This window comes from Catenuloplanes atrovinosus, from assembly GCF_031458235.1.
GTDB classification, from domain to species: domain Bacteria; phylum Actinomycetota; class Actinomycetes; order Mycobacteriales; family Micromonosporaceae; genus Catenuloplanes; species Catenuloplanes atrovinosus.
Map to the genome: position 1 here is coordinate 1,310,025 of NZ_JAVDYB010000001.1, position 18,763 is coordinate 1,328,787.

19 protein-coding genes are annotated in these 18,763 nt (G+C 75.2%); 10 read left to right on the forward strand and 9 right to left on the reverse strand.

The features are described from left to right. Nucleotides 1-58: 58 nt before the first annotated feature. On the reverse strand, nucleotides 59-1,273 hold the full coding sequence (locus J2S41_RS05445; RefSeq protein WP_310363819.1) for an esterase-like activity of phytase family protein: 1,215 nt from the start codon (nucleotides 1,271-1,273) through the stop codon (nucleotides 59-61). A 106-nt stretch (nucleotides 1,274-1,379) separates the two neighbouring features. Between J2S41_RS05445 and J2S41_RS05450 the strand changes: the two genes are divergently transcribed. The 4 genes from J2S41_RS05450 to J2S41_RS05465 are packed head-to-tail and all read left to right on the forward strand — an operon-like array spanning nucleotide 1,380 to nucleotide 5,653. Further along, complete coding sequence (locus J2S41_RS05450; RefSeq protein ID WP_310363822.1) at nucleotides 1,380-2,561, forward strand: cytochrome P450; 1,182 nt, start codon at nucleotides 1,380-1,382, stop codon at nucleotides 2,559-2,561. A gap of 52 nt (nucleotides 2,562-2,613) precedes the next feature. Further along, nucleotides 2,614-3,168, forward strand: a complete 555-nt coding sequence (gene def, locus J2S41_RS05455; RefSeq protein WP_310363824.1) for a peptide deformylase — start codon at nucleotides 2,614-2,616, stop codon at nucleotides 3,166-3,168. Between the two features lie 5 nt (nucleotides 3,169-3,173). Next, on the forward strand, nucleotides 3,174-4,100 hold the full coding sequence (gene fmt, locus J2S41_RS05460; RefSeq protein ID WP_310363826.1) for a methionyl-tRNA formyltransferase: 927 nt from the start codon (nucleotides 3,174-3,176) through the stop codon (nucleotides 4,098-4,100). After that, complete coding sequence (locus J2S41_RS05465) at nucleotides 4,097-5,653, forward strand: RsmB/NOP family class I SAM-dependent RNA methyltransferase (RefSeq protein WP_310363829.1); 1,557 nt, start codon at nucleotides 4,097-4,099, stop codon at nucleotides 5,651-5,653. Before fmt ends, J2S41_RS05465 begins: the two co-directional genes overlap by 4 nt. Before the next feature lie 147 nt (nucleotides 5,654-5,800). Here J2S41_RS05465 and J2S41_RS05470 read toward each other — a convergent pair whose 3' ends face one another. From J2S41_RS05470 to J2S41_RS05485, 4 genes are all read right to left on the reverse strand, one after another. Beyond that, complete coding sequence (locus tag J2S41_RS05470) at nucleotides 5,801-7,033, reverse strand: XdhC family protein (protein ID WP_310363832.1); 1,233 nt, start codon at nucleotides 7,031-7,033, stop codon at nucleotides 5,801-5,803. A gap of 6 nt (nucleotides 7,034-7,039) precedes the next feature. Further along, nucleotides 7,040-9,253 carry a xanthine dehydrogenase family protein molybdopterin-binding subunit gene (locus J2S41_RS05475; protein ID WP_310363834.1) on the reverse strand — a complete coding sequence of 738 codons (2,214 nt, stop codon included), beginning with the start codon at nucleotides 9,251-9,253 and terminating at the stop codon, nucleotides 7,040-7,042. A gap of 85 nt (nucleotides 9,254-9,338) precedes the next feature. Further along, entirely contained in the window at nucleotides 9,339-10,256 is a 918-nt protein-coding gene (locus J2S41_RS05480; protein WP_310363837.1) for a serine hydrolase, read from the reverse strand. After that, a complete protein-coding gene (locus J2S41_RS05485; RefSeq protein WP_310363839.1) occupies nucleotides 10,253-11,098 on the reverse strand; it encodes a LysR family transcriptional regulator in 846 nt (281 codons plus the stop codon). The genes J2S41_RS05480 and J2S41_RS05485 overlap by 4 nt, the downstream gene beginning before the upstream one ends. A 112-nt stretch (nucleotides 11,099-11,210) precedes the next feature. Here J2S41_RS05485 and bla point away from each other — a divergent pair, with 112 nt between their 5' ends. After that, complete coding sequence (gene bla, locus J2S41_RS05490) at nucleotides 11,211-12,053, forward strand: class A beta-lactamase (protein WP_310363840.1); 843 nt, start codon at nucleotides 11,211-11,213, stop codon at nucleotides 12,051-12,053. 28 nt (nucleotides 12,054-12,081) lie between these two features. On the opposite strand, the gene J2S41_RS05495 is transcribed toward bla, so the two are convergent. Further along, the gene (locus tag J2S41_RS05495; RefSeq protein ID WP_310363842.1) at nucleotides 12,082-12,666 is read right to left on the reverse strand and encodes a TetR/AcrR family transcriptional regulator; all 585 of its coding nucleotides are present in this window, start codon (nucleotides 12,664-12,666) and stop codon (nucleotides 12,082-12,084) included. Nucleotides 12,667-12,739: 73 nt separating this feature from the next. Between J2S41_RS05495 and J2S41_RS05500 the strand changes: the two genes are divergently transcribed. The 4 genes from J2S41_RS05500 to J2S41_RS05515 all read left to right on the forward strand — a co-directional run bounded on the left by J2S41_RS05500 (nucleotide 12,740) and on the right by J2S41_RS05515 (nucleotide 15,247). Continuing rightward, nucleotides 12,740-13,372 (forward strand): NAD(P)-dependent oxidoreductase, encoded by a 633-nt coding sequence (locus J2S41_RS05500; RefSeq protein WP_310363845.1) that lies wholly within the window; start codon nucleotides 12,740-12,742, stop codon nucleotides 13,370-13,372. A 44-nt stretch (nucleotides 13,373-13,416) separates the two neighbouring features. Beyond that, nucleotides 13,417-13,599: a hypothetical protein gene (locus J2S41_RS05505; RefSeq protein WP_310363848.1), complete on the forward strand. Its 183-nt coding sequence runs from the start codon at nucleotides 13,417-13,419 to the stop codon at nucleotides 13,597-13,599. Between the two features lie 95 nt (nucleotides 13,600-13,694). Further along, complete coding sequence (locus J2S41_RS05510) at nucleotides 13,695-14,969, forward strand: alpha/beta fold hydrolase (RefSeq protein ID WP_310363851.1); 1,275 nt, start codon at nucleotides 13,695-13,697, stop codon at nucleotides 14,967-14,969. A 125-nt stretch (nucleotides 14,970-15,094) separates the two neighbouring features. Then, on the forward strand, nucleotides 15,095-15,247 hold the full coding sequence (locus J2S41_RS05515; protein WP_310363854.1) for a hypothetical protein: 153 nt from the start codon (nucleotides 15,095-15,097) through the stop codon (nucleotides 15,245-15,247). Here J2S41_RS05515 and J2S41_RS05520 read toward each other — a convergent pair. Then, a complete protein-coding gene (locus J2S41_RS05520; protein WP_310363856.1) occupies nucleotides 15,244-15,912 on the reverse strand; it encodes a maleylpyruvate isomerase N-terminal domain-containing protein in 669 nt (222 codons plus the stop codon). The two genes, J2S41_RS05515 and J2S41_RS05520, sit on opposite strands and share 4 nt — an antisense overlap. A gap of 13 nt (nucleotides 15,913-15,925) precedes the next feature. Continuing rightward, entirely contained in the window at nucleotides 15,926-16,441 is a 516-nt protein-coding gene (locus tag J2S41_RS05525; RefSeq protein WP_310363858.1) for a mycothiol transferase, read from the reverse strand. Nucleotides 16,442-16,496: 55 nt separating this feature from the next. Between J2S41_RS05525 and J2S41_RS05530 the strand changes: the two genes are divergently transcribed. Further along, on the forward strand, nucleotides 16,497-17,090 hold the full coding sequence (locus J2S41_RS05530) for a TIGR03086 family metal-binding protein (RefSeq protein WP_310363860.1): 594 nt from the start codon (nucleotides 16,497-16,499) through the stop codon (nucleotides 17,088-17,090). 142 nt (nucleotides 17,091-17,232) lie between these two features. Here J2S41_RS05530 and J2S41_RS05535 read toward each other — a convergent pair whose 3' ends face one another. After that, nucleotides 17,233-18,639 (reverse strand): aldehyde dehydrogenase family protein, encoded by a 1,407-nt coding sequence (locus J2S41_RS05535; RefSeq protein WP_310363861.1) that lies wholly within the window; start codon nucleotides 18,637-18,639, stop codon nucleotides 17,233-17,235. Nucleotides 18,640-18,763: the final 124 nt, after the last annotated feature.

Sequence of the window (18,763 nt, forward strand, 5' to 3'; positions counted from 1 at the left end):
AGAAGCCGTCGGTGAATGACGGCCGACATCCCGGTGACCGCCACCGGGCACGGACCCGTCAGCCGAGCGCGCGCGGGTCCGCTTCCAGGGACTTCGGCAGACGAATGGTGATGAACTCACTGTGATCGGCGACGCCGCGGTAACGGCCGGCCGAGCCCGGGAAGTTGTTGTCGTTCAGCACCGCGACGGTGAGGTCGTCCAGCACGATCACGCCCTCCGGCTGCACCGGGAACGTGAAGGTGCCGCGGAACCCGCCGACCAGCTCCGGGTTCGCCACGTTCATCAGGTTGACCAGCAGCGTCTTGTCCATCGCGCCGTCGCGGTCCCGGTCGCGCACGTCGGCCAGGTAGATCCGCTTGGTCCCCGCGTGATCGCCCAGGCCGGCGTCGTGCTCGATCACCAGGAACCGGTTCGCGTCCAGCGCGACCACGTCGCTGGCCACCAGGTCCGCGCGGTCCAGCCGGTAGACGTGCCGCGTGCCGGTGTACCCGCCGGTGCGCGGGTCGAACTGGCTGAACCGCAGGTCACGCGCGCCGTCCCCGCCGACCGGGCCCTCCAGCAGCGCCCACAGGTGGCGGCCGTCGGGCGACGCGGCCAGGCCCTCGATGCCCTTGCTGGCGTCCAGGTTGGCCTTCACGCCGGAGGCGTCCGCGGACTCGGGCGCGGTGACGCCGGGCATCGGCACCGGCGGCGCGAGCAGCCGGCCGGCGCGGTCGACGTGCAGCAGGTACGGCCCGAACTCGTCGCCGATCCAGTAGCCGCCGTCCGCGTCCCGGGCGATCGACTCCGGGTCGAAGTCGGCGCCGGTCAGCGCGCGGTCCGGCCGGGTCAGCTCCCACGGCACGTGGCCGTCCGGGTCGGTCAGGTAGAAGCCGCCGACCACGTCGATCGTGCCGGTGGCGACGTCCGGCGCGATCCGGTGCACGCGCAGCAGGAAGTCCGCGCTGTTCGCCCGGGTGCCGAAGCCGTTGTCGGAGAGCACGTCGTAGGTACCGTCCTTGTTGTGCAGTCCGCCGGAGAAGCCCTGCACCGGCTGTTGCGGGAAGGGGACGGGTATGCCGTTGATCAGGGTGTCGCCCAGCGCGGCGCCGGACGGCCGGCTGCCGGGCACGAACGTCTCCGGCGGAAGCGCGGCCCAGCCGGTGAGTGTGGGCGTGGTCACATATGTGTCGTCCGCGTGCGCGGGCGCGCCGGCGCACGCGAGAGCCACGGCCGCCGCACCGGCGCCGATGATCCCGTGAACCGCGTACCGGAGAATGTCGATCAAGTTCATGGTCGCTCAGAGTAAGGGCCATCCGTGAACGACGCGCGACATTGTGGCGGCCTTCACCAGGCATGATAGGTCGAGGTCACTGGTCTACAGAGGAGGCACGGGGGCGATGGATTACCAGAGCGCATTGGCGTCACTCTTCCTGCCCGAAGGGCGTAACGATCCGTACCCGGCGTACGACGTGCTGCGTGCGCACGCGCCGGTCTTCATGGCGGACGGCCGGTGGTGGATCACATCGCACGCGCTGACCAACCGGGTGCTGCGCGACCCGGCCATGCGCATCGCGGACGCGAACGACTACGACCAGTTCTGGCCGGAGTGGCGGCAGAACCGCGGCGTCGCCTCGATCGTGCTCTCCATGCTGCAGACGAACCCGCCGGACCACTCGCGGGTGCGCCGCGCGGCCGCGGCCACGTTCACCCCACGGCGCGTGGCCGCGATGCGCGACGTGATCGCGAAGCTGGCCGAGGAACTGATCACCGCGCTGCCGCCGCGCGCGGACTTCGTGGAGGCGTTCGCGTACCCGCTGCCGATCGGCGTGATCTGCGCGCTGCTCGGCGTGCCGGACACGGACCGGCCCTGGTTCCGGCGGCGCGTCGCGGACCTCACCGTGGTGCTGGAGCCGATCAGCACGGAGCGTGAGATGCAGCGGGCCGACGTGGCCGGGCGCGAGCTGGAGGACTACTTCGTCGGGCTGATAGCGGAGCGCCGCCGCAGCCCGCAGGAGGACCTGACCAGCGCGCTCGCCGACGGCGACTCCCCGCTCACCGGCGAAGAACTGCTCGCCAACCTGGTCCTGCTGCTGGTCGCCGGCTTCGAGACCACCACGAACCTGCTCGGCACCGGCCTCAAGATCCTGCTGGACCGGCCGGAGCACGCGGCGCGGCTGCGCGCCGACCCCGGCCTCGCGCCCGCCTACGTTGAGGAGATCCTGCGGTACGACTCGCCGGTGCAGATGGCCACCCGGTTCGCCGGCGCGCCGGTCGAGTTCGACGGCGTGCGCTTCGCGCCCGGCGACTCGGTGAGCATGCTGCTCGGCGCCGCCAACCGCGACCCCGACCGCTACCCGGACCCGGGCCGCTTCGACCCGGACCGCACCAACGTGCAGCCGGTCTCCTTCGGCGGCGGCGCGCACTACTGCCTCGGCGCGCCGCTGGCCCGGCTGGAGACCCAGGTGGCGCTGCCGATGCTGGTGACCATGCTGCCCGGGCTCGCGCAGGACGGGCCGGCGATCCGCCGCGACCGGCTGGTGCTGCGCGGATACTCCGCCCTGCCGGTCACGATCGGGTGAGTCCGTAGACTGGTACGTCAGCCCAGTACATTGTCAGCGAGGAGTGCGCAGCGTGACCGTCCAGCCCATCCGACTCTTCGGGGATCCGGTGCTGCGCTCGCCGGCCGAGGCCGTCGTCGACTTCGACAGGGAGCTGCGCAAGCTCGTCGCGGACCTGACCGAGACCATGCGGGAGGCGGGCGGCGCCGGGCTGGCCGCGCCGCAGCTCGGCGTGGGCCTGCGGGTCTTCGCGTTCGACGTCGACGACGTGGTCGGCCACCTGGTGAATCCGGTGCTGGAGTTCCCCGATGAGGAGGAACAGGACGGGCCCGAGGGCTGCCTGTCCATCCCGGGGCTGTACTACGACACCAAGCGCCGGCTCAACGTGGTGGCCAAGGGCTTCAACGAGCACGGCGACCCGGTGCAGATCGTCGGCACCGGCCTGATGGCGCGCTGCGTGCAGCACGAGACCGACCACCTGGACGGCGTGCTGTTCCTGGACAAGCTGGACCCGGAGGCGCGCAAGGCCGCGATGCGGGAGATCCGCCAGGCCGACTGGTACGACCGGGACAAGCCGCCGACCGTGAAGGTGAGCCCGCACTCCAGCCCCTTCGGTCTGGGGCGGTGACCGGCATGCGCATCGTCTTCGCCGGCACGCCGGCCGTCGCACTGCCCGCGCTGGACGCCATCGCCGCGTCGCACCACGAGCTGCTCGCGGTCGTGACCAGGCCGGACGCGCCCTCCGGCCGGGGCCGCCGGCTGGTCCGCTCGCACGCCGCCGCCTGGGCCGACGAGCGCGGCATCGAGGTGCTGACCCCGGCCAGGCCGCGCGAGCCCGAGTTCCTGGAGCGGCTGTCGTCGCTGGCGCCCGACTGCGTGCCGGTCGTCGCGTACGGCGCGCTGGTCCCGCCCGTGGCGCTGGAGATCCCGAAGCACGGCTGGATCAACCTGCACTTCTCGCTGCTGCCCGCGTGGCGCGGCGCCGCGCCCGTGCAGCACGCGGTGCTGCACGGCGACGAGGTGACCGGCGCCAGCGTGTTCCAGTTGGAGGCCGGCCTGGACACCGGCCCGGTCTTCGGCACGCTCACCGACGAGATCCGGCCCACCGACACCTCCGGCGACCTGCTCGACCGGCTCGCCGTGTCCGGCGCCGGGCTGCTGGTCGCGGTGCTGGACGCGATCGAGGAAGGCACCGCGCGCGCGGAGCCGCAGCCGGCCGACGGCGTCTCGCTCGCCCCGAAGATCATGGTGGAGGACGCGCAGATCCGGTGGACCGAGCCGTCGTTCGCGGTGGACCGGCGGGTCCGGGCGTGCACGCCCGCGCCGGGCGCGTGGACCACGTTCCGCGAGGAGCGGGTGAAGCTCGGCCCGGTCCGGCCGGTGGCGAACGCGCCCCGGCTCGAACCCGGCGACCTGCTGGTCGAGCGCACACAGGTACTGGTCGGGACCGCCACCACGCCGGTGGCGCTGGGTGAGGTGCGCGCGGCCGGCAAGAAGCCGATGCCGGCCACGGACTGGGCGCGCGGCGTCCGCGTCGAGACGGGGGAGTCCTTCGCATGAACAGCCCTGATCGACGTGATTTCGGTGCGGCTGAGCGGCCGCTGCGTACCGACGCCGGCTCCGGATCTTCCGACCGGCATCAGGCGGACCGGCCGCACAACGCCGGCCGCCCGCGGCGCTCCGACGCGCCCGGCGACGGGCGTGGCCGGGACCGCGACTCGCGCGGCGGCGGCCGTGCCCCGCGCGGCGGGCGCCCGCCGTCCGACCCGGCCCGGCAGGCCGCCTACGAGGCGGTCGCGGCCGTGCACCGCGACGACGCGTACGCGAACCTGGTGCTTCCGCAGATCCTGGCGGACATGCGGCTGTACGGCCGGGACGCCGCGTTCGCGACCGAGCTGACCTACGGCACGCTGCGCCTGGTCGGCACGCTAGACCTGATCATCAAGGAGGCCGCGGGCCGCGACGTCGAGCGCATCGACCCGCCGGCCCGCGACGCGATGCGGCTCGGCGCCTACCAGCTGCTGCATACCCGCGTGCCCGCGCACGCCGCGGTCGCCACCACGGTCGACCTGGTCCGCTCCGTCGCGCCCGGTGCCGCCGGCTTCGCCAACGCGGTGCTGCGCCAGATCACCACGAAGAACTGGGACGAGTGGATCACCGAGGTCGCGCCGAAGCGGGACGAGGACCCGGTGGGGAACCTGTCGGTGACGCACGCACACCCGCAGTGGATCGTGCGCGCGTTCGCCGAGTCGCTCGGCGGGGACATGGCCGAGACCGCCCGCGCGCTCGCCGAGGACAACGAGCGCCCGCCCGTGCACCTGTGCGCGCGCCCCGGCCGCGCGGACGCGGTCGCGCTCGCCGACGAGTTGGGCGGCGCGCCGGGCGCGTTCTCGCCGTACGCGGTCTACCTGCCCGGCGGCGCGCCCGGTGACCTGTCCGCGCTGGCCCAGGGCCGCGTCCACGTGCAGGACGAGGGTTCCCAACTGGTCGCCACCGCGCTGACCAATGCCACCATCGAGGGTCCGGACGAGCGCTGGCTCGACCTCTGCGCCGGCCCCGGCGGCAAGGCCGGCCTGCTCGGCGCGCTCGCCGCCGAGCGCGGCGCCCAAGTGACCGCGGTCGAGGTGGCGGAGCACCGGGCCCGGCTGGTCGCCAACGCCACGCGCGGCCTGCCGGTCACCACGGTCGTGGCCGACGGCCGTACCGCCGGGACCGGCGACCTGCCCGCCGAGTCCTTCGACCGGGTCCTGGTCGACGCGCCGTGCACCGGCCTCGGCTCGCTGCGCCGCCGCCCCGAGTCCCGCTGGCGCCGCAAGCCGACCGACCTGCCGCCGCTGACCAGCCTCCAGCGCGAGCTGCTGGTCGCCGCGCTGAAAGCGGTCCGCCCCGGCGGCGTGGTCGCCTACGTGACCTGCTCACCGCACGTGGTGGAGACGCAGGTGACGGTCACCGAGGCGGCCCGCCGCTCCAAGCTGCCGGTCGACTTCGTGGACGCCCGCCCACTGCTGCCCGCGGGCATGCCCGGCCTCGGCACCGGCCCGACCGTCCAGCTCTGGCCCCACCGCCACGGCACCGACGCCATGTTCCTGGCGATCCTGCGCCGCACGTCCTGACGGTCACCGCGTCGCCCGGCCCGGGTGGGCCGGGCGACGCGCACGCCGCTCGGCTTGCGGCCGGAGCGCGCACGCCGCTCGGCTTGCGGGCGGAGCGCGCACGCCGCTCGGCTTGCGGGCGGAGCGCGTAGGCGGCTCGGCCTGCGGTCAGAGCGCGCAGGCCGCCGCGAGCGCGGCGCCGCCGGGCAGGAGCGCGCCGGTCAGCGGCGGTTCGGTGAGTGCCGGCGCCGCGCGGATCGGGGTGGTGCGGGTCGCCAGGTGGCCGCCGTCGCGGTCGTGGGCGGTGGCGATGATCTCGGCGAGGATGGACAGCGCGGTCTCGGCGATGGAGGTGGCGCCGAGGTCGAGGCCGGCCGGGCCGGCGAGGCGGTCGAGGCCGGGGGTGCCGGCCAGCCGGGCCAGCCGCGCGCGGTGGGTCTCCCGGCTGCCGAGCGCGCCGACGTATCCGGTCCGGCCACCGAGCGCTGCCCGCAGCGCCCGGTCGTCGATGCGCGGGTCGTGCGTGATCGCGACGACCGCGTCGGCCGGCGAGGGCGGGTGCGCGGCCAGCCACGCGTCCGGCCACGCCCGCTCCACGCGGCTCGCACCGGGGAAGCCGTCCGGCAGCGCGTGACTCTCCCGCGGATCGACGATCTCCACCCGCCGGCCCACGGCCCGCCCGAGCGTGGCCAGCGCGGCACCGAGATCCGTCGCCCCCACCACGACCAGCCGCGGCCCCGGCCGCAACTGCTCGGCGAACATCGGGGCGGTGATCACCGGATGGTCCGGCGCGGCGGGTCCGGCACCGGTGGCCGAGCCCGCGTGCGGGCCGGTGATCCCGGGCGCGGCGGGCCCGGAACCGGTTGTCGAGGCCGCGTGCCGGTCGGCGAGTTCCGGTGCTGCGGGTCCCGAACCGGTGGCCGAGCCGGACGCGGCGGGTCCGGCACCGGTGGCCGGGCCCGGCGTGGCGGGGCCGGATCGGGCCGGTCCGGTTCGCCAGCGCCAGGGGGCCGCCGTTTCCACGCTCACCGTGATCGGCGGGCCGGCGGCCAGGGCCGTGGTGATCTCGTCGTGTACCGGGGAGGGCGGCGCCGGGACGATCAGCACGCTGAGGATGCCGCCACAGGCCGGGGCCGCCTCCCACGGCATCAGGTGCGCGCCCGGATCGACCGCGAGCAGGCGTGGCCCGCCACCGGCCAGGACCGTGCGGGCCTCGTCGAGCACGATGCCCTCGACGCAGCCGCCGGAGATCGATCCGCACCAGGAGCCGTCGCCGGCCACGGCCATGGTGGCGCCGAGCGGCCGGGACCCGCGCCCGTCCCGGCCCACCAGGCGCACCAGCACGACCGGCACCCCGCGCGCCCGCGCCCGCACCACGAACGGCCACACCTCGACCAGCATCGCCGGTCAGCCCAGCGCCGCGAGGATCTTGTCCTGCGTGATCGGCAGGTCGCGCATCCGGTGGCCGATGGCGTGGAACACGGCGTTGCCGATCGCGGCGGTCATGCCGGTCATCGGCACTTCGCCGAAGCCGCGGGCGCCGAGTGCTGGGCTGGTCGGATCGGGTACGTCGACGAAGTCGACGTCGATGTCGGGGATGTCGGCGTTGACCGGTAGCAGGTAGCCGGACAGGTTCGGTGTGACGATCCGCCCGAGGTGGGGGTCGATGAGGGTGTGCTCGGTGAGGGTGAATCCGATCGCCCAGACCGCGCCGCCGATGGCCTGGCTGCGTGCGGTCTGCCGGTTCAGCACCCGGCCGGTGTCGAAGACGCCCACCACCCGGCGCACCCGGACACGGCCGAGCAGCGGGTCGACGTGCACCTCCACGAAGACCGCGCCGGTCGACCAGCCGGGCGGTACCGGCGCGGGCGTGGTCGTCGCGGTGATCGCCACCCCGTGCCGGCGCATCACGTCCCGGTACGCCACCCGCCGCGACGGCTGCCCGGCGGCGAACAACCAGCCGTCCGCGGCACCCACCTGGTCCGGTGCCAGCCCGTGCAGCGGCGAGCCCGGGTCGGCGACCGCGGCCGCGACCACCTGGTCCCGCGCGGCGGTCGCGGCCCGGATCACGGCCGCGCCGACGCTTGCCGCGGTGCCCGATCCGGCGGACGGGCCCGCGACCGGGAAGCGCGTGTCACCCAGCGCGAACGTCACCTGGTGCGCGGTCAGCCCGAGCGTCTGCGCGCCGACCTGCTGCATGATCGTGTACGTACCGGTGCCGATGTCCTGCGTCCCGGACTCGAACCGCGCGCTGCCGTCCACGCCGATCGTCACGGCGGCGGCGGCGCCGAACGAGCCCGCGGTGTGCGCGGCCGTGGCCATGCCCCAGCCGATCAGCCCGTCCCGGTCCCGCATCGACCCCGGCCGCGGATTCCGCCGTGACCAGCCGAACCGTTCCGCGCCGCGCCGGTAGCACTCACGCAGCTGGTTGCTGCCGTGCGGCGCGCCGGTCTCCGGGTTGACGCCGGTCCAGTTGCGCAGGCGCAGCTCCACCGGGTCGATGCCGAGCCGGTACGCCAGCTCGTCCATCGTGCACTCCAGCGCGTGCCCGGTGGGCGCCTCCGGCGAGCGCATCAGCCCGCCGGTGGGCAGGTCCAGCCGGACCGCGCGCTGGAGCGTGTGCACGTTCGCGCAGGCGTACAGCAAGCGCGCCGAGTGGGCGCCGTTGACCAGCCCGAACTCCTCGGTGGTGGACACCTGCTGGGTGACCACGTGGTCGATCGCGGTCAGCCGCCCGTCCCGGCCGGCACCCAGCCGGACCGCCTGGAGCGTCTCCGCGCGGTGCCCGTGCGAGGTGTACATGTCCGCCCGGCTCAGCACCAGCTTCACCGGCCGGCGAAGGTGCCGCGCCACCGCCGCGGTCAGGATCGTGTGCGGCCACACCGCGCTCTTCGCGCCGAAGCCGCCGCCCAGATACGGCGAGATCACCCGCACGTTGGCCCGGGGCAGCCCGAACGCCTGCGCCAGCGCGCCCTGGGTGCCGCTGATGAACTGCGTCGACTCGTACACGGTGAGGTGGTCGCCGTCCCAGACCGCGACGGTCGCGGACGGCTCGATCGGATTGTGGTGATGCGTCGGCGTGGCGTACTCCGCCTCCACCGTCACGTGCGCGGCGGCCAGCCCGGCCGCGACGTCGCCGCGGGTGCGCTCGTTCGGGCCGAGCGGGCCGGGCGGCGGCGTGAACGCCTCGTCCAGCGCGTCCGCCAGCGCGGCCCGGTGCGGTTGCGCGTCGTACCGGACCACCACGCGCGCGGCCGCCTCCTGCGCCTGGGCCGGTGTCTCCGCGACCGCGATCGCGACCGGCTGCCCCGCGTGCCGGATCACGTCGTCCCGCAACGGCAGGAACCGCTTGAGCACACCCGCGTCGATCCCCGGCACGGTCATCGCCAGGCCGGTACGGTGCGTGACCACGGCCAGCACGCCGCGCCCGGCCGCCGGGCCGGTATCGATCGACACGATCCGGCCGCGCGCCACGTCGCTCGTCACGAGCACCGCGTGCACCACGCCGGGCACGTCGGCGTCCGCGGCGTAGGTCGCCGCGCCGGTCACCTTCGCGACGCCGTCCGCGCGGGCGATCGGCCGCCCGACCACGCCGGGCTTACTACTACTGGCAGGGAACACAGCGCCTCCACCGGTCGTCCTCATTGCTCACCCCCCGACCCTCCGTCCGCCGGTGGTGGGGCAACAAGGGGACGCTCGATCCCCGTCAGCCGCCGGCGGCGCCCTCGGACCGCAGCAGATCGCGCAGCAGGCGGGCGACCCGGGCCATCGTGGCCTCCGCGGCCGGCTGCACCACCGCGGGCACTCGCGACTCGGTCAGCGCCACGATCGCGTACGCGGCGCCGTCCGCGTGCTCCACCACACCCATCTCGTGCCGCATGGTCAGCACCGTGCCGGTCTTCGACGACCAGCGCGACGAATCCGAGGCCAGGTCCGGCGCCAGCCGCTGCCGGTGCACGTTGTCGCCCAACAGCTCGCGCAGCCGCGCCGCGACCGGCGGCGCGACCGCGGACGGCGTCCACAGCGCGGTCAGCAGGTCCGCGAACGCGCGCGCGGAGCCCGCGTGCGTGCGGCTCACGTCGAGCTGCGGGATCGGATGCCCCTGGCCGGTGGTGACCGCGCCGATCGCCAGCGCGTGAGCCAGGTGCGCCTCCTCGCGCGGAAACCGCTCGACCGGGGTCTCGGAGAGGTCGCGGATGCCGTGCCGCACCGCGATCCCGTCCAGCCCGAGCCGGCGCAGCTCGTCCATCACGGCGCGCGGCGGCACCAGCGCGAACAGCGCGTCCGCGGCGGCGCCGTCGCTGATCGCCACGGCCAGGTAGAGCAGGTCCTCGACCGCGATCGTGGCCGCGTGCCGGAACCGCATCAGCCCCGGCGGGCCCGGCGCCGCCACCCGGTCGGCCGGCGCGGTCACCGGCGCCGCGAGATCCAGCTCGCCGCGGTGCGCGCGCTCCAGCACCGCGACCGCCAGCGGCACCTTGACCAGCGACGCGGCCGGGAACACCGCGTCCGGCTCGATCCCCAGCTCCTCGCCGGAGCGCAGGTCCCGCACCAGGAAACCACCGCGCAGCCCGGCGTCGTCGAGCGCCTGCCGCGCCTCGCGGAACACCCTCGCGGTGCTCACGCCACCACCCCCAGACATTCCCCCACCGGTACGTACAGCAGCGTGCGCAGCAGGTGCAGCCGCGCGGGCGGGCCGGACGCCACGTCGTAGCCGCGGGCCACGTCCAGGTCGGCGGCCGGCGACCAGGCCAGCCCGTGCGCCCCGGCCTGCGCCGCGGAACAGAGCAGCAGGTCCGGCCCGGACAGCGCCTCCGCGGCGGCCTCCACCAGCGACCCGGCCACCACGAGCTGCGCCGGGCGCAGACCGGCCGCGGCGCCGGCCCGGGTCACCCGGTCCCGCACGTGCGGCACGTCGTCCTCCGGCTGGATCCAGATCCGCCGGTCCGGGCGGCCGGAATCCGCCCTGGACGGGCGCAGCCGCTCCACGTGCGTGACCGGCTCGTCGCGCGCGGCCAGGCCGAGCGGCACCACCCACACCCCGACGTCCGGCGGTACGGCGAGCAGCGCCGCGCCGTCCGCCCGCTCCTCCCGCCCGGCCGGGACCGGCTCCAGGTGCAGCCCGTGCGCGCGGGCCGCCGCGACCAGCCGGGCCAGCGCGGGTGGCGGGCAGATCGCGGGCACGGTCAGCCGGAACGGGCGCCGCCGCGCGCGCTCCGCGTCGTGCTCCAGCTCATCCGCGAGCCGGATCAGCCGCTGCGCGGCCGGCAGCAGCCCCGCGCCGAACTGCGTGAGCGTGACCGCGCGCGCGGACCGGTCCAGCAGGTCGCCGCCGAGGTGCGCCTCCAGCGCGGAGACCCGCCGGGACGCCACGGACTGCGGGATTCGCAGCGCGGCGGCGCCGACCGTGAAGCTGCCGTGCCGGGCGACCGCCACGAACGCGCGACTGGCGGCGACAAGGTCCATGAACCGGCACTATGCCAGATCGGCATGAGAACCACGCTTCCCGTCTTCGACAGCATGAGACGCCTCTGCCAGAGTCGGGTCGTCCGATTCGTACCCACCAGAGGGGTTGGTCTTGAAGGTCCTGAAGATCGTGACGGTGGTCGCGGCGGTGCTCGCGCTGACGCCCACGGCCGCGTCCGCGACCGGCGTCTACCAGCGGCTGGAGCAGCGGTACGACGCGCGCCTCGGCGTCTACGCGGTGGACACCGGCACCGGCCGGACGGTGACGTTCCGGGCGGACGAGCGGTTCGCGTACGCGTCCACGTTCAAGGCGCTCGCGGCCGCCGCGGTGCTGGACCGCACCACCGACGCCGAGCTGCGCCGCGTGGTCCGCTACACCGCGGCCGACCTGGTCGACTACTCGCCGGTCACGGAGCTGCACGTGGACGAGGGCATGACGCTCGCCGCGATCGCCGAGGCCGCGATCACGGTCAGCGACAACACGGCCGGTAACCTGCTCTTCCGCGAGCTGGGCGGCCCGGACGGGCTGGAGCGCGCGCTGCGCGCGATCGGCGACCGCACCACCTCCGCCGACCGGATCGAGACCGAGCTGAACACCGCGATCCCGGGCGACCGCCGCGACACCAGCACGCCGCGCGCGCTCGCGGCCGACCTGCGCGCCTACGCGCTCGGCGGCGAACTGTGCCGGGGCGACCGGGAGCAGTTCGTCGCGTGGCTGCGGGCGAACACCACCGGCGGCGAGACGATCCGCGCGGGCGTGCCGTCCGACTGGGTGGTGGGGGACAAGACCGGCTCCGGCGGGTACGGCACGCGCAACGACATCGCGGTCCTGTGGCCGCCGTCCGGCGCGCCGATCGTGCTGGCGGTGCTGTCGACCCGGGAGACCGAGGGTGCCGAGTACGACAACGCGCTGCTGGCGGACGCCGCCGCCGCGGTGGTGGACACGCTTCGCTGAGGGGGAGGCCGCCCGGCGAGCCGGGCGGTCACCCTTCGAGGCCGGCGAGCAGCGTGGCGACCACCGTGCCGGCGAAGTCGGCCGGGTCGCCGGTCTCGGTGAAGTTGCCGAGGAACGCGCGCTGGAACGCGGCGCCGAGCAGCATCGCCGCCGCCGCGTCCGGGTCGGCGTCCGCGCGCAGCCGGCCCAGCCGCCGTTCCGCCTCCAGGTAGCCGGCCAGCGCCGCGAGCGGCACCTGCGGCCCGGAGTTCCGCTCGCGCAGCCGGCCGAGGTGCGCGGCGAACAGCGCCGGGTCGGAGAACAGCGACGCGGCCATCGGGAAGCCGTGCTCGTAGAAGTCGGCCGCGGCCAGCACCACCTCGCGGAGCACGTCCGCGACCGGCTCCGCACCGACCCGGCCCGGCAGCCCGCCGAGCACCGCGACCAGTGTGGTCGGCCCGCGCTCGCCCAGCACCGCGAGGAAGATGTCGGTCTTGTCGCGGAAGTGCTTGTAGAGCGCCGCCTCGGACAGGCCGGCGGCCAGCGCGATCTCCTTGGTCGTCGCCCGGGCCAGCCCGCGGTCCCGGATGACGCCGGCGGCGGCGCTGACGATGCGATCGCGGGTGGTCGACATTCCGCTCCTTGACGCAGGGGTGAGTGTTCACTAACCATAGTGGTTAGTGAGCACTCACCAACCAGGAGTCGTCATGAAGATCACCGTTCTCGGCGCCACCGGCGGCACCGGCACGCACGTGCTGCGCCAGGCCCGCGCGGCGGGCCACGACGTCACCGCCGTGGTCCGCGACCCGGCCCGGCTGCCCGACCTGCCCGGCCTCACGGTCGCGACCGCGACCGTGACCGACCCGGACGCGATCGGCGGCGCGATCTCCGGCCGGGACGCGGTCGTCTCCGCGCTCGGCCCGCGCGGACTGCGCGCACCCACCACCATCTGCGCGGACGGCGCCGCCGCCGCGGTCGCGGCCATGCGCCGGCACGGCGTCCGCCGCCTGGTCGTGGTCAGCAACAGCGGCATGCACGTGGACGACCGGGACGGGCCGCTCACCCGGTACGCGGTGAAGCCGATCCTGAAGCGGGTGCTCGCCCACGCGTACGCGGACATGCGGGCGATGGAAGACCTGGTCGCGGCCACGGACCTGGACTGGACGATCGTCCGGCCGCCGATGCTCACCGACGGGCCGCGGACCGGCCGCTACCGCACCGAACTGGGCCGGGGGGTGCGCGGCGGCAACCGGATCTCGCGCGCCGATCTGGCCGACGCGGTGCTGCGCTGCCTGGCCGATCCGCGCACCGTCCGTACCACGGTGGCGGTCGCTGTTTGACCCACCGCCACCACCGGTTCACCGATGAGGGTATCGGTCACCCCGTGCTGGCCTATCTGCTCGTGGCGCTCGCGCTCAGCGGCGGTGCGACCTGGACCGTGCTCGACGGCCCGGTCGCCGGCTCGCGCCGCCGCAACCACCTGCTCGGCGGCGTGCTGCTGGCCGCGGCCGCGGCGGTCTGGATCGGCGGGCTGATCGCGGTGCTGGCCGGGGCGCTCCGGCCATGATCGGCTGAAACTCGGCGAAGCGCCTGCTGGCGGCGTACCCAGGAATGATCCTTAACGGGGGCCGCCGGGGCGGCCCGCGCGAAGGAGGCCGCCACATGATCGAATACGCGATGCCCGGGGCGTGGGTCCGCGAGTTCACCGTCGACGTGCCGCTGGACTGGGACGACCCGTCCGCCGGCACGATCGCGCTCTTCGTCCGCGAACTGGCCGACCCGGAGCGGCGGCACGACGACCTGCCGCTGCTGACCTACCTCCAGGGCGGTCCGGGCGGCGCGAACCCGCGGTTCACCGGCGTGGACGGCTGGCTCGCCGAGGCGCTGCCGGGTTACCGCGTGGTGCTGGTCGACCAGCGCGGCACCGGCCGCAGCTCGCCGGTCGACGGCACGGTGATCGCGCGGGTCGCGGACCCGGGCGCGTACCTGCTGCGGTTCCGGGCCGACTCGATCGTGCGCGACCTGGAGCACGTGCGCCGCACCCGGTACGACGGCAAGCGCTGGGCCACGCTCGCGCAGAGCTTCGGCGGGTGGATCACGCTCACCTACCTGTCCACCGCGCCGCAGGCCCTGACCGCCTGCTACGTGTGCGGCGGCATCCCGGGCGTCCCGGCCGACCCGGACGCGGTCTACCGGCGCACCTTCGACCGCGCCGCCGCGAAGACCGCGGACCTCTACCGCCGGTACCCGCAGGACGCGGAGACGGTCGCCGCGATCGCTGACCGACTGGCAGCCGGCGGCACCCGGCTGCCGGACGGCTCGCCGCTGTCCGTGCGCCGCCTCCAGACGCTCGGTGCCGACCTCGGCTTCGGCCGCGGCCACCTGCGCCTGCACTGGCTGATCTCCGAGGCGCTCACCGACGACGGCCGGCTCACCGACGGATTCCTGGAGGGCGTGCTGACCCGCACGTCCAGCGCGTCGAACCCGCTGTACTGGACGCTCCAGGAGACCATCTACGGCGACGGGGCGAACGGGCCGTTCCGCTGGTCCGCGCAGCGCGAACGGGACCGGCGGCCCGAGTTCGCCGAGGACCGCCGGCCGCTGCTGTTCACCGCCGAGATGACGTTCCCGTGGATGTTCGAGGAGATCCGCGCGCTGCGCCCGTTCGCCGCCGCGATGGAGCAGCTCGCCGCCGTGGAGACGTGGACGCCGCTCTACGACCCGGACCGGCTCGCCGCGAACGCGGTCCCGCTGGCCGCGATCGTCTACCACGACGACGTGTTCGTCGACGAGAGCCTGCAGCGGCAGACGCTCGCCCGGCTCGGCAACGCCACCATGTGGATCACCAACGAGTTCGAGCACGACGGCATCGGCAGCGGCCGGGTCCTCACCCGCCTCCGCGAACTGATCCGGGACCGCGGCGGCGAACTGCGGTGAGGATTCACGCGCAGGCGGCGGCGGCTCGGCGCAGCGCTCCGACCAGACCGGCAGCGGTGCCGCGCCGAGGTGCGCGGCGAGCCGGCCCAGGAACGCGCGCGTGCTCGGGGACGAAACCGCGCGCGTTGCGCGCTCCGGACAACCTGCGCTCCCGCCGCGCCCTCGAGAAGATCGGCGCCAGCCCCGACGGCACCCACCCCGGCGCCTCCGGCCACGCCACCCTCCGCTACCGCCTCCGCCGCGCGGATCGCCGCCCGCCGGGTGCGGCGACCGCCTAGCCCAGCAGCGGGAAGAGGCCGGCGGCCGGGCCGAGGGTGGTGCGGTCGGTGGTGCTGAGCGCGAGCCGGCCCGCGCCCTTGAGCAGGTAGTCCTCCACGCCCCAGTCCGCCGGGCGGGTCGCTCCGCGCAGGGCGAGCAGGCCGTCCAAGGTGGAGACGGCGGGCTCGGGGGCGGGTGGGAGGCCGAGCAGCAGGTCCAGGTGGTGGATGACGGCCTCGGTGGCGAGCGTGGTGAGCAGGTCCGGGGTGGCCAGCACGTGGCCCTGGGTGGCGACGAACGGGTGGGGCGCGGCGACCGCGGCGTGCACGGCGGCGGCGGAGGTCTCCCGCCACAGGCCGACCAGCAGGCCCGGCTCGCGGGCGGCCGAGGCGGCGCGGCGGCCGGCCCAGGCGGACGCGGCCGCGGCGCGCTCGGCGCTCTCCCAGTCGGGCTCGGGCGCGGTGGGTGCGGACCAGTACGTCACGTACGTCCGGGTGGGCGGGCCGGCCGCGGGGGTGGCCAGCGCGACCAGCGCGCGACGGGCGTCCTCCGTGAGGTGGTGCACCAGGTCCGCGACCGTCCACCCGTGACACCGGGTCGGTGCCAGCAACTCCATCGGGCTCAGCGGGGTGAGGACCGCCGTCACCCCGTCGTACGCAGCCCGCAGCGCCTCCGCCTCCCGCATGCGGACGATCGTGTCAGACTCGGCGGTCCGGCAGCAGCCCCCGGACGTACGCGGCCTGGCCCGCGTGTTGCGCGTCGTCGTCGTACACGCTGATCAGGCGCACGCCCAGCGTCACCGGCGGGTCCCAGCGCTCGTCGACGACCCGGTCCAACTCCGCGTCGGTGAGCGTGCCGATCCAGCCGACCGTGCGCTCGTGCACCGCGGTGTAGTAATCGGTCAGCGCCCGCGCGTCCCGGGGGCGGACCGCGGCGACGTCGCGCCGGCCGTGTCCGTACCCCGTGTTGCCCGGATCGGGTGTCAGGCCGAACGCCGCGGCGAAGTCACCGGTCGCCCAGAGCTGCTCCACGCCCATCACCTCGGCCACGTGGTCGTCCTGCACCCGGGTCAGGTGCCACACCAGCCACCCGATCGGGTTCGCCCCGTCACCCGGTGCCCAGGTCAACTGCTCCGCCGTCAGACCGTCCACCGCGCCGCCGACCAGCTCGGGCAGCCGCCCGAACGCGTCGAGTAGAACCTCATTCGCCCGCATGACGTCCGACAGTACCCACCGGTTTCTGTCGTACCCCGGTGGGATGGTGGTGGCCATGACGGAGACGTTCGATCTGCGCCCGGCCGCGCGCGAGCTGGCCACCCTGGTCGCGACCGTGCCCGACGACCGGCTGACGCTGCCCACGCCCTGCCCCGGCTATTCGCTCGGCGACCTGCTCGCGCACGTCGCCGGCCTCGCGCTCGCGTTCCGGGCCGCCGCGGACAAGGCGCTCGGCCCGCTGACCGGTGCCGCGCCCTCCGGCGAGGCGGCGTCGCTGCCGGCCGGCTGGCGCACCGAGATCCCGCGCCGCCTCGACGCGCTCGCCGACGCCTGGGCCGCGCCCGCCGCCTGGGAGGGCATGACCGAGGCCGGCGGCGTCACGCTGCCCGGCGCGGTGGCCGGCCTGGTCGCCGCGGACGAGCTGGTCGTGCACGGGTGGGACGTGGCCCGCGCGCTCGGCCGCCCGTTCACCGCCGCCGACTCGCCGCTCGAGGCGGCGTACCGGTTCGTGCTCGCCTCGGCCGAGCCCGGCGCCCCCCGCGACGGCCTCTTCGGCCCGATCGTCCCGGTCCCCGACGACGCCCCGCTGCTCGACCGCGTCCTCGGCCTGGCCGGCCGCGACCCCGCCTGGGAGCCGCCCCGCCACTGACAGATCAAGAGCACCGTCATGTTCCCGCTTCCGGCGTGGTCACCGTCCGCATGCTCGGATCGGGTACCGGTCGGCCGTGGCCGGCCTCCCCGCCGGTTCCGCGAGTGGTCACGGAGAACCGGCTGGGCCGTCACGATGCGGGTCACCAGCCGGAGGGCGGGGCCTCGATGTGGACCGCCTTGGTGGCGGTCATCTCGTCGAGGAGCTCGGGGCCGTAGCCGAAGCCCTGGCCGCTGCCGCGGCGCGGGTGGGCGGCGCCGCCGGGGGCGCCGCCGAAGACGGCGTTGACCTTGACGGTGCCGGCCGGCAGCTCGCGCCAGGCGCGCTGGGCGTGGCCCATGGACGGGGTCAGCACGGTGGCGGCCAGGCCGTACGGGGAGTCGGCGGCGCGCTTCAGCGCCTCCTCGAAGGATGCGACCACCATGACGGGCGCGACCGGCCCGAACGTCTCGTCGCGCATCACGGACATCTCGTCGGTGCAGCCGGCCAGCACCGTCGCCGGGTAGAACGCGCCGGGGCCGTCCGGGATCGTGCCGCCGGCCAGCGGGCGCGCGCCGGCCTCGATCGCGGTGCTGACCTGGGCGTGCACGCCGTCACGCAGCCGCGTGTCGACCAGCGGGCCGATCCGGGCGGTCCACGCGGTGGCCTCGTCCGCCAGCGCGGTGAGGAACGCGTCGGCCACGTCGCGGTGCACGTAGATCCGCTCGACCGCCACGCAGATCTGCCCGGAGTTGGCGAACGCGCCGGTCGCGGCCTGCGCGGCGGCCCAGGCCGGGTCCACGCCGGCGTCCACGATCAGCGGGTCGCTGCCGCCGTTCTCCAGCAGCGCCTTGGCGCCGGTCTCCGCGCACGCGGCCGCGATCGACCGGCCGGTGGCGGTGGAGCCGACGTGCGCGACCACGTCCACCTCGGACGCGGCCAGCGCGGCGCCGACCGGGCCGTCGCCGTTGACCAGCGACAGCACGCCGTCGGGAAAGTGCGGTGCGAGCAGCTCGGCCAGCCGGTGGCCGGTCGCGGGCGTACGCTCGCTGGGCTTGTGCACGACCGTGTTGCCGGTGACCAGCGCGGCCCCGAGCAGCCCGCAGGCGACCGCGACCGGGTCGTTCCACGGCGTGATCACCGCGACCACGCCGCGCGGTCCGTACGCCATCAGGTCGATCGCGCTGTCGTCGCCGGCCAGTGCGCGGCCGCGGTGCACCGGGCCCAGCTCGGCGTACTGTCGCAGGGTGCCGACGCCGGCCGCGATCGAGTCCGCGGCCTCGCCGGCCGGCTTGCCCATCTCCGCATGCATGAGCGCGGCGAGTTCCCCGGTGGCGCGCTCCACGTCCGCGGCGGCCGCGCGCAGCGCCGCGGCGCGGTCCCCGGGGGAGGTGGCCGCCCAGCCCGGCGCGGTGTGGCGCGCCGTCCGGACCGCCGCGGTCACGTCCGCGTCGGAGGAGACCGGCACGGTGCTGACGGGTGCACCGGTCGAAGGATCAAAAACGGTCAGGGTGCGGCCGGAGCCGCCCTCGGTCCACGTTCCGCCGATGAGCTGTCGCACATGATTCATCGCGCACGTTTTCCCTCGCGCAAATAGTTGAAACCTGCCCGTTTGAACCTCGATAACCCAGGTCGGCCGCGCTGAGCGATGAATTTTTGAGAAGTCGGTGATCTTGCGAATACTCCGGCACTTG

Coding starts and splice junctions, on each gene's coding strand:
- J2S41_RS05530 (WP_310363860.1), top strand. CDS start 16,497: ATGACGGAGACGTTCGATCTGCGCCCGGCCGCGCGCGAGCTGGCCACC.
- J2S41_RS05495 (WP_310363842.1), bottom strand. CDS start 12,666: ATGTCGACCACCCGCGATCGCATCGTCAGCGCCGCCGCCGGCGTCATC.
- J2S41_RS05500 (WP_310363845.1), top strand. CDS start 12,740: ATGAAGATCACCGTTCTCGGCGCCACCGGCGGCACCGGCACGCACGTG.
- J2S41_RS05525 (WP_310363858.1), bottom strand. CDS start 16,441: ATGCGGGCGAATGAGGTTCTACTCGACGCGTTCGGGCGGCTGCCCGAG.
- J2S41_RS05465 (WP_310363829.1), top strand. CDS start 4,097: ATGAACAGCCCTGATCGACGTGATTTCGGTGCGGCTGAGCGGCCGCTG.
- J2S41_RS05450 (WP_310363822.1), top strand. CDS start 1,380: ATGGATTACCAGAGCGCATTGGCGTCACTCTTCCTGCCCGAAGGGCGT.
- fmt (WP_310363826.1), top strand. CDS start 3,174: ATGCGCATCGTCTTCGCCGGCACGCCGGCCGTCGCACTGCCCGCGCTG.
- J2S41_RS05510 (WP_310363851.1), top strand. CDS start 13,695: ATGATCGAATACGCGATGCCCGGGGCGTGGGTCCGCGAGTTCACCGTC.
- J2S41_RS05445 (WP_310363819.1), bottom strand. CDS start 1,273: ATGAACTTGATCGACATTCTCCGGTACGCGGTTCACGGGATCATCGGC.
- J2S41_RS05535 (WP_310363861.1), bottom strand. CDS start 18,639: ATGAATCATGTGCGACAGCTCATCGGCGGAACGTGGACCGAGGGCGGC.
- J2S41_RS05520 (WP_310363856.1), bottom strand. CDS start 15,912: ATGCGGGAGGCGGAGGCGCTGCGGGCTGCGTACGACGGGGTGACGGCG.
- J2S41_RS05485 (WP_310363839.1), bottom strand. CDS start 11,098: ATGGACCTTGTCGCCGCCAGTCGCGCGTTCGTGGCGGTCGCCCGGCAC.
- J2S41_RS05470 (WP_310363832.1), bottom strand. CDS start 7,033: ATGCTGGTCGAGGTGTGGCCGTTCGTGGTGCGGGCGCGGGCGCGCGGG.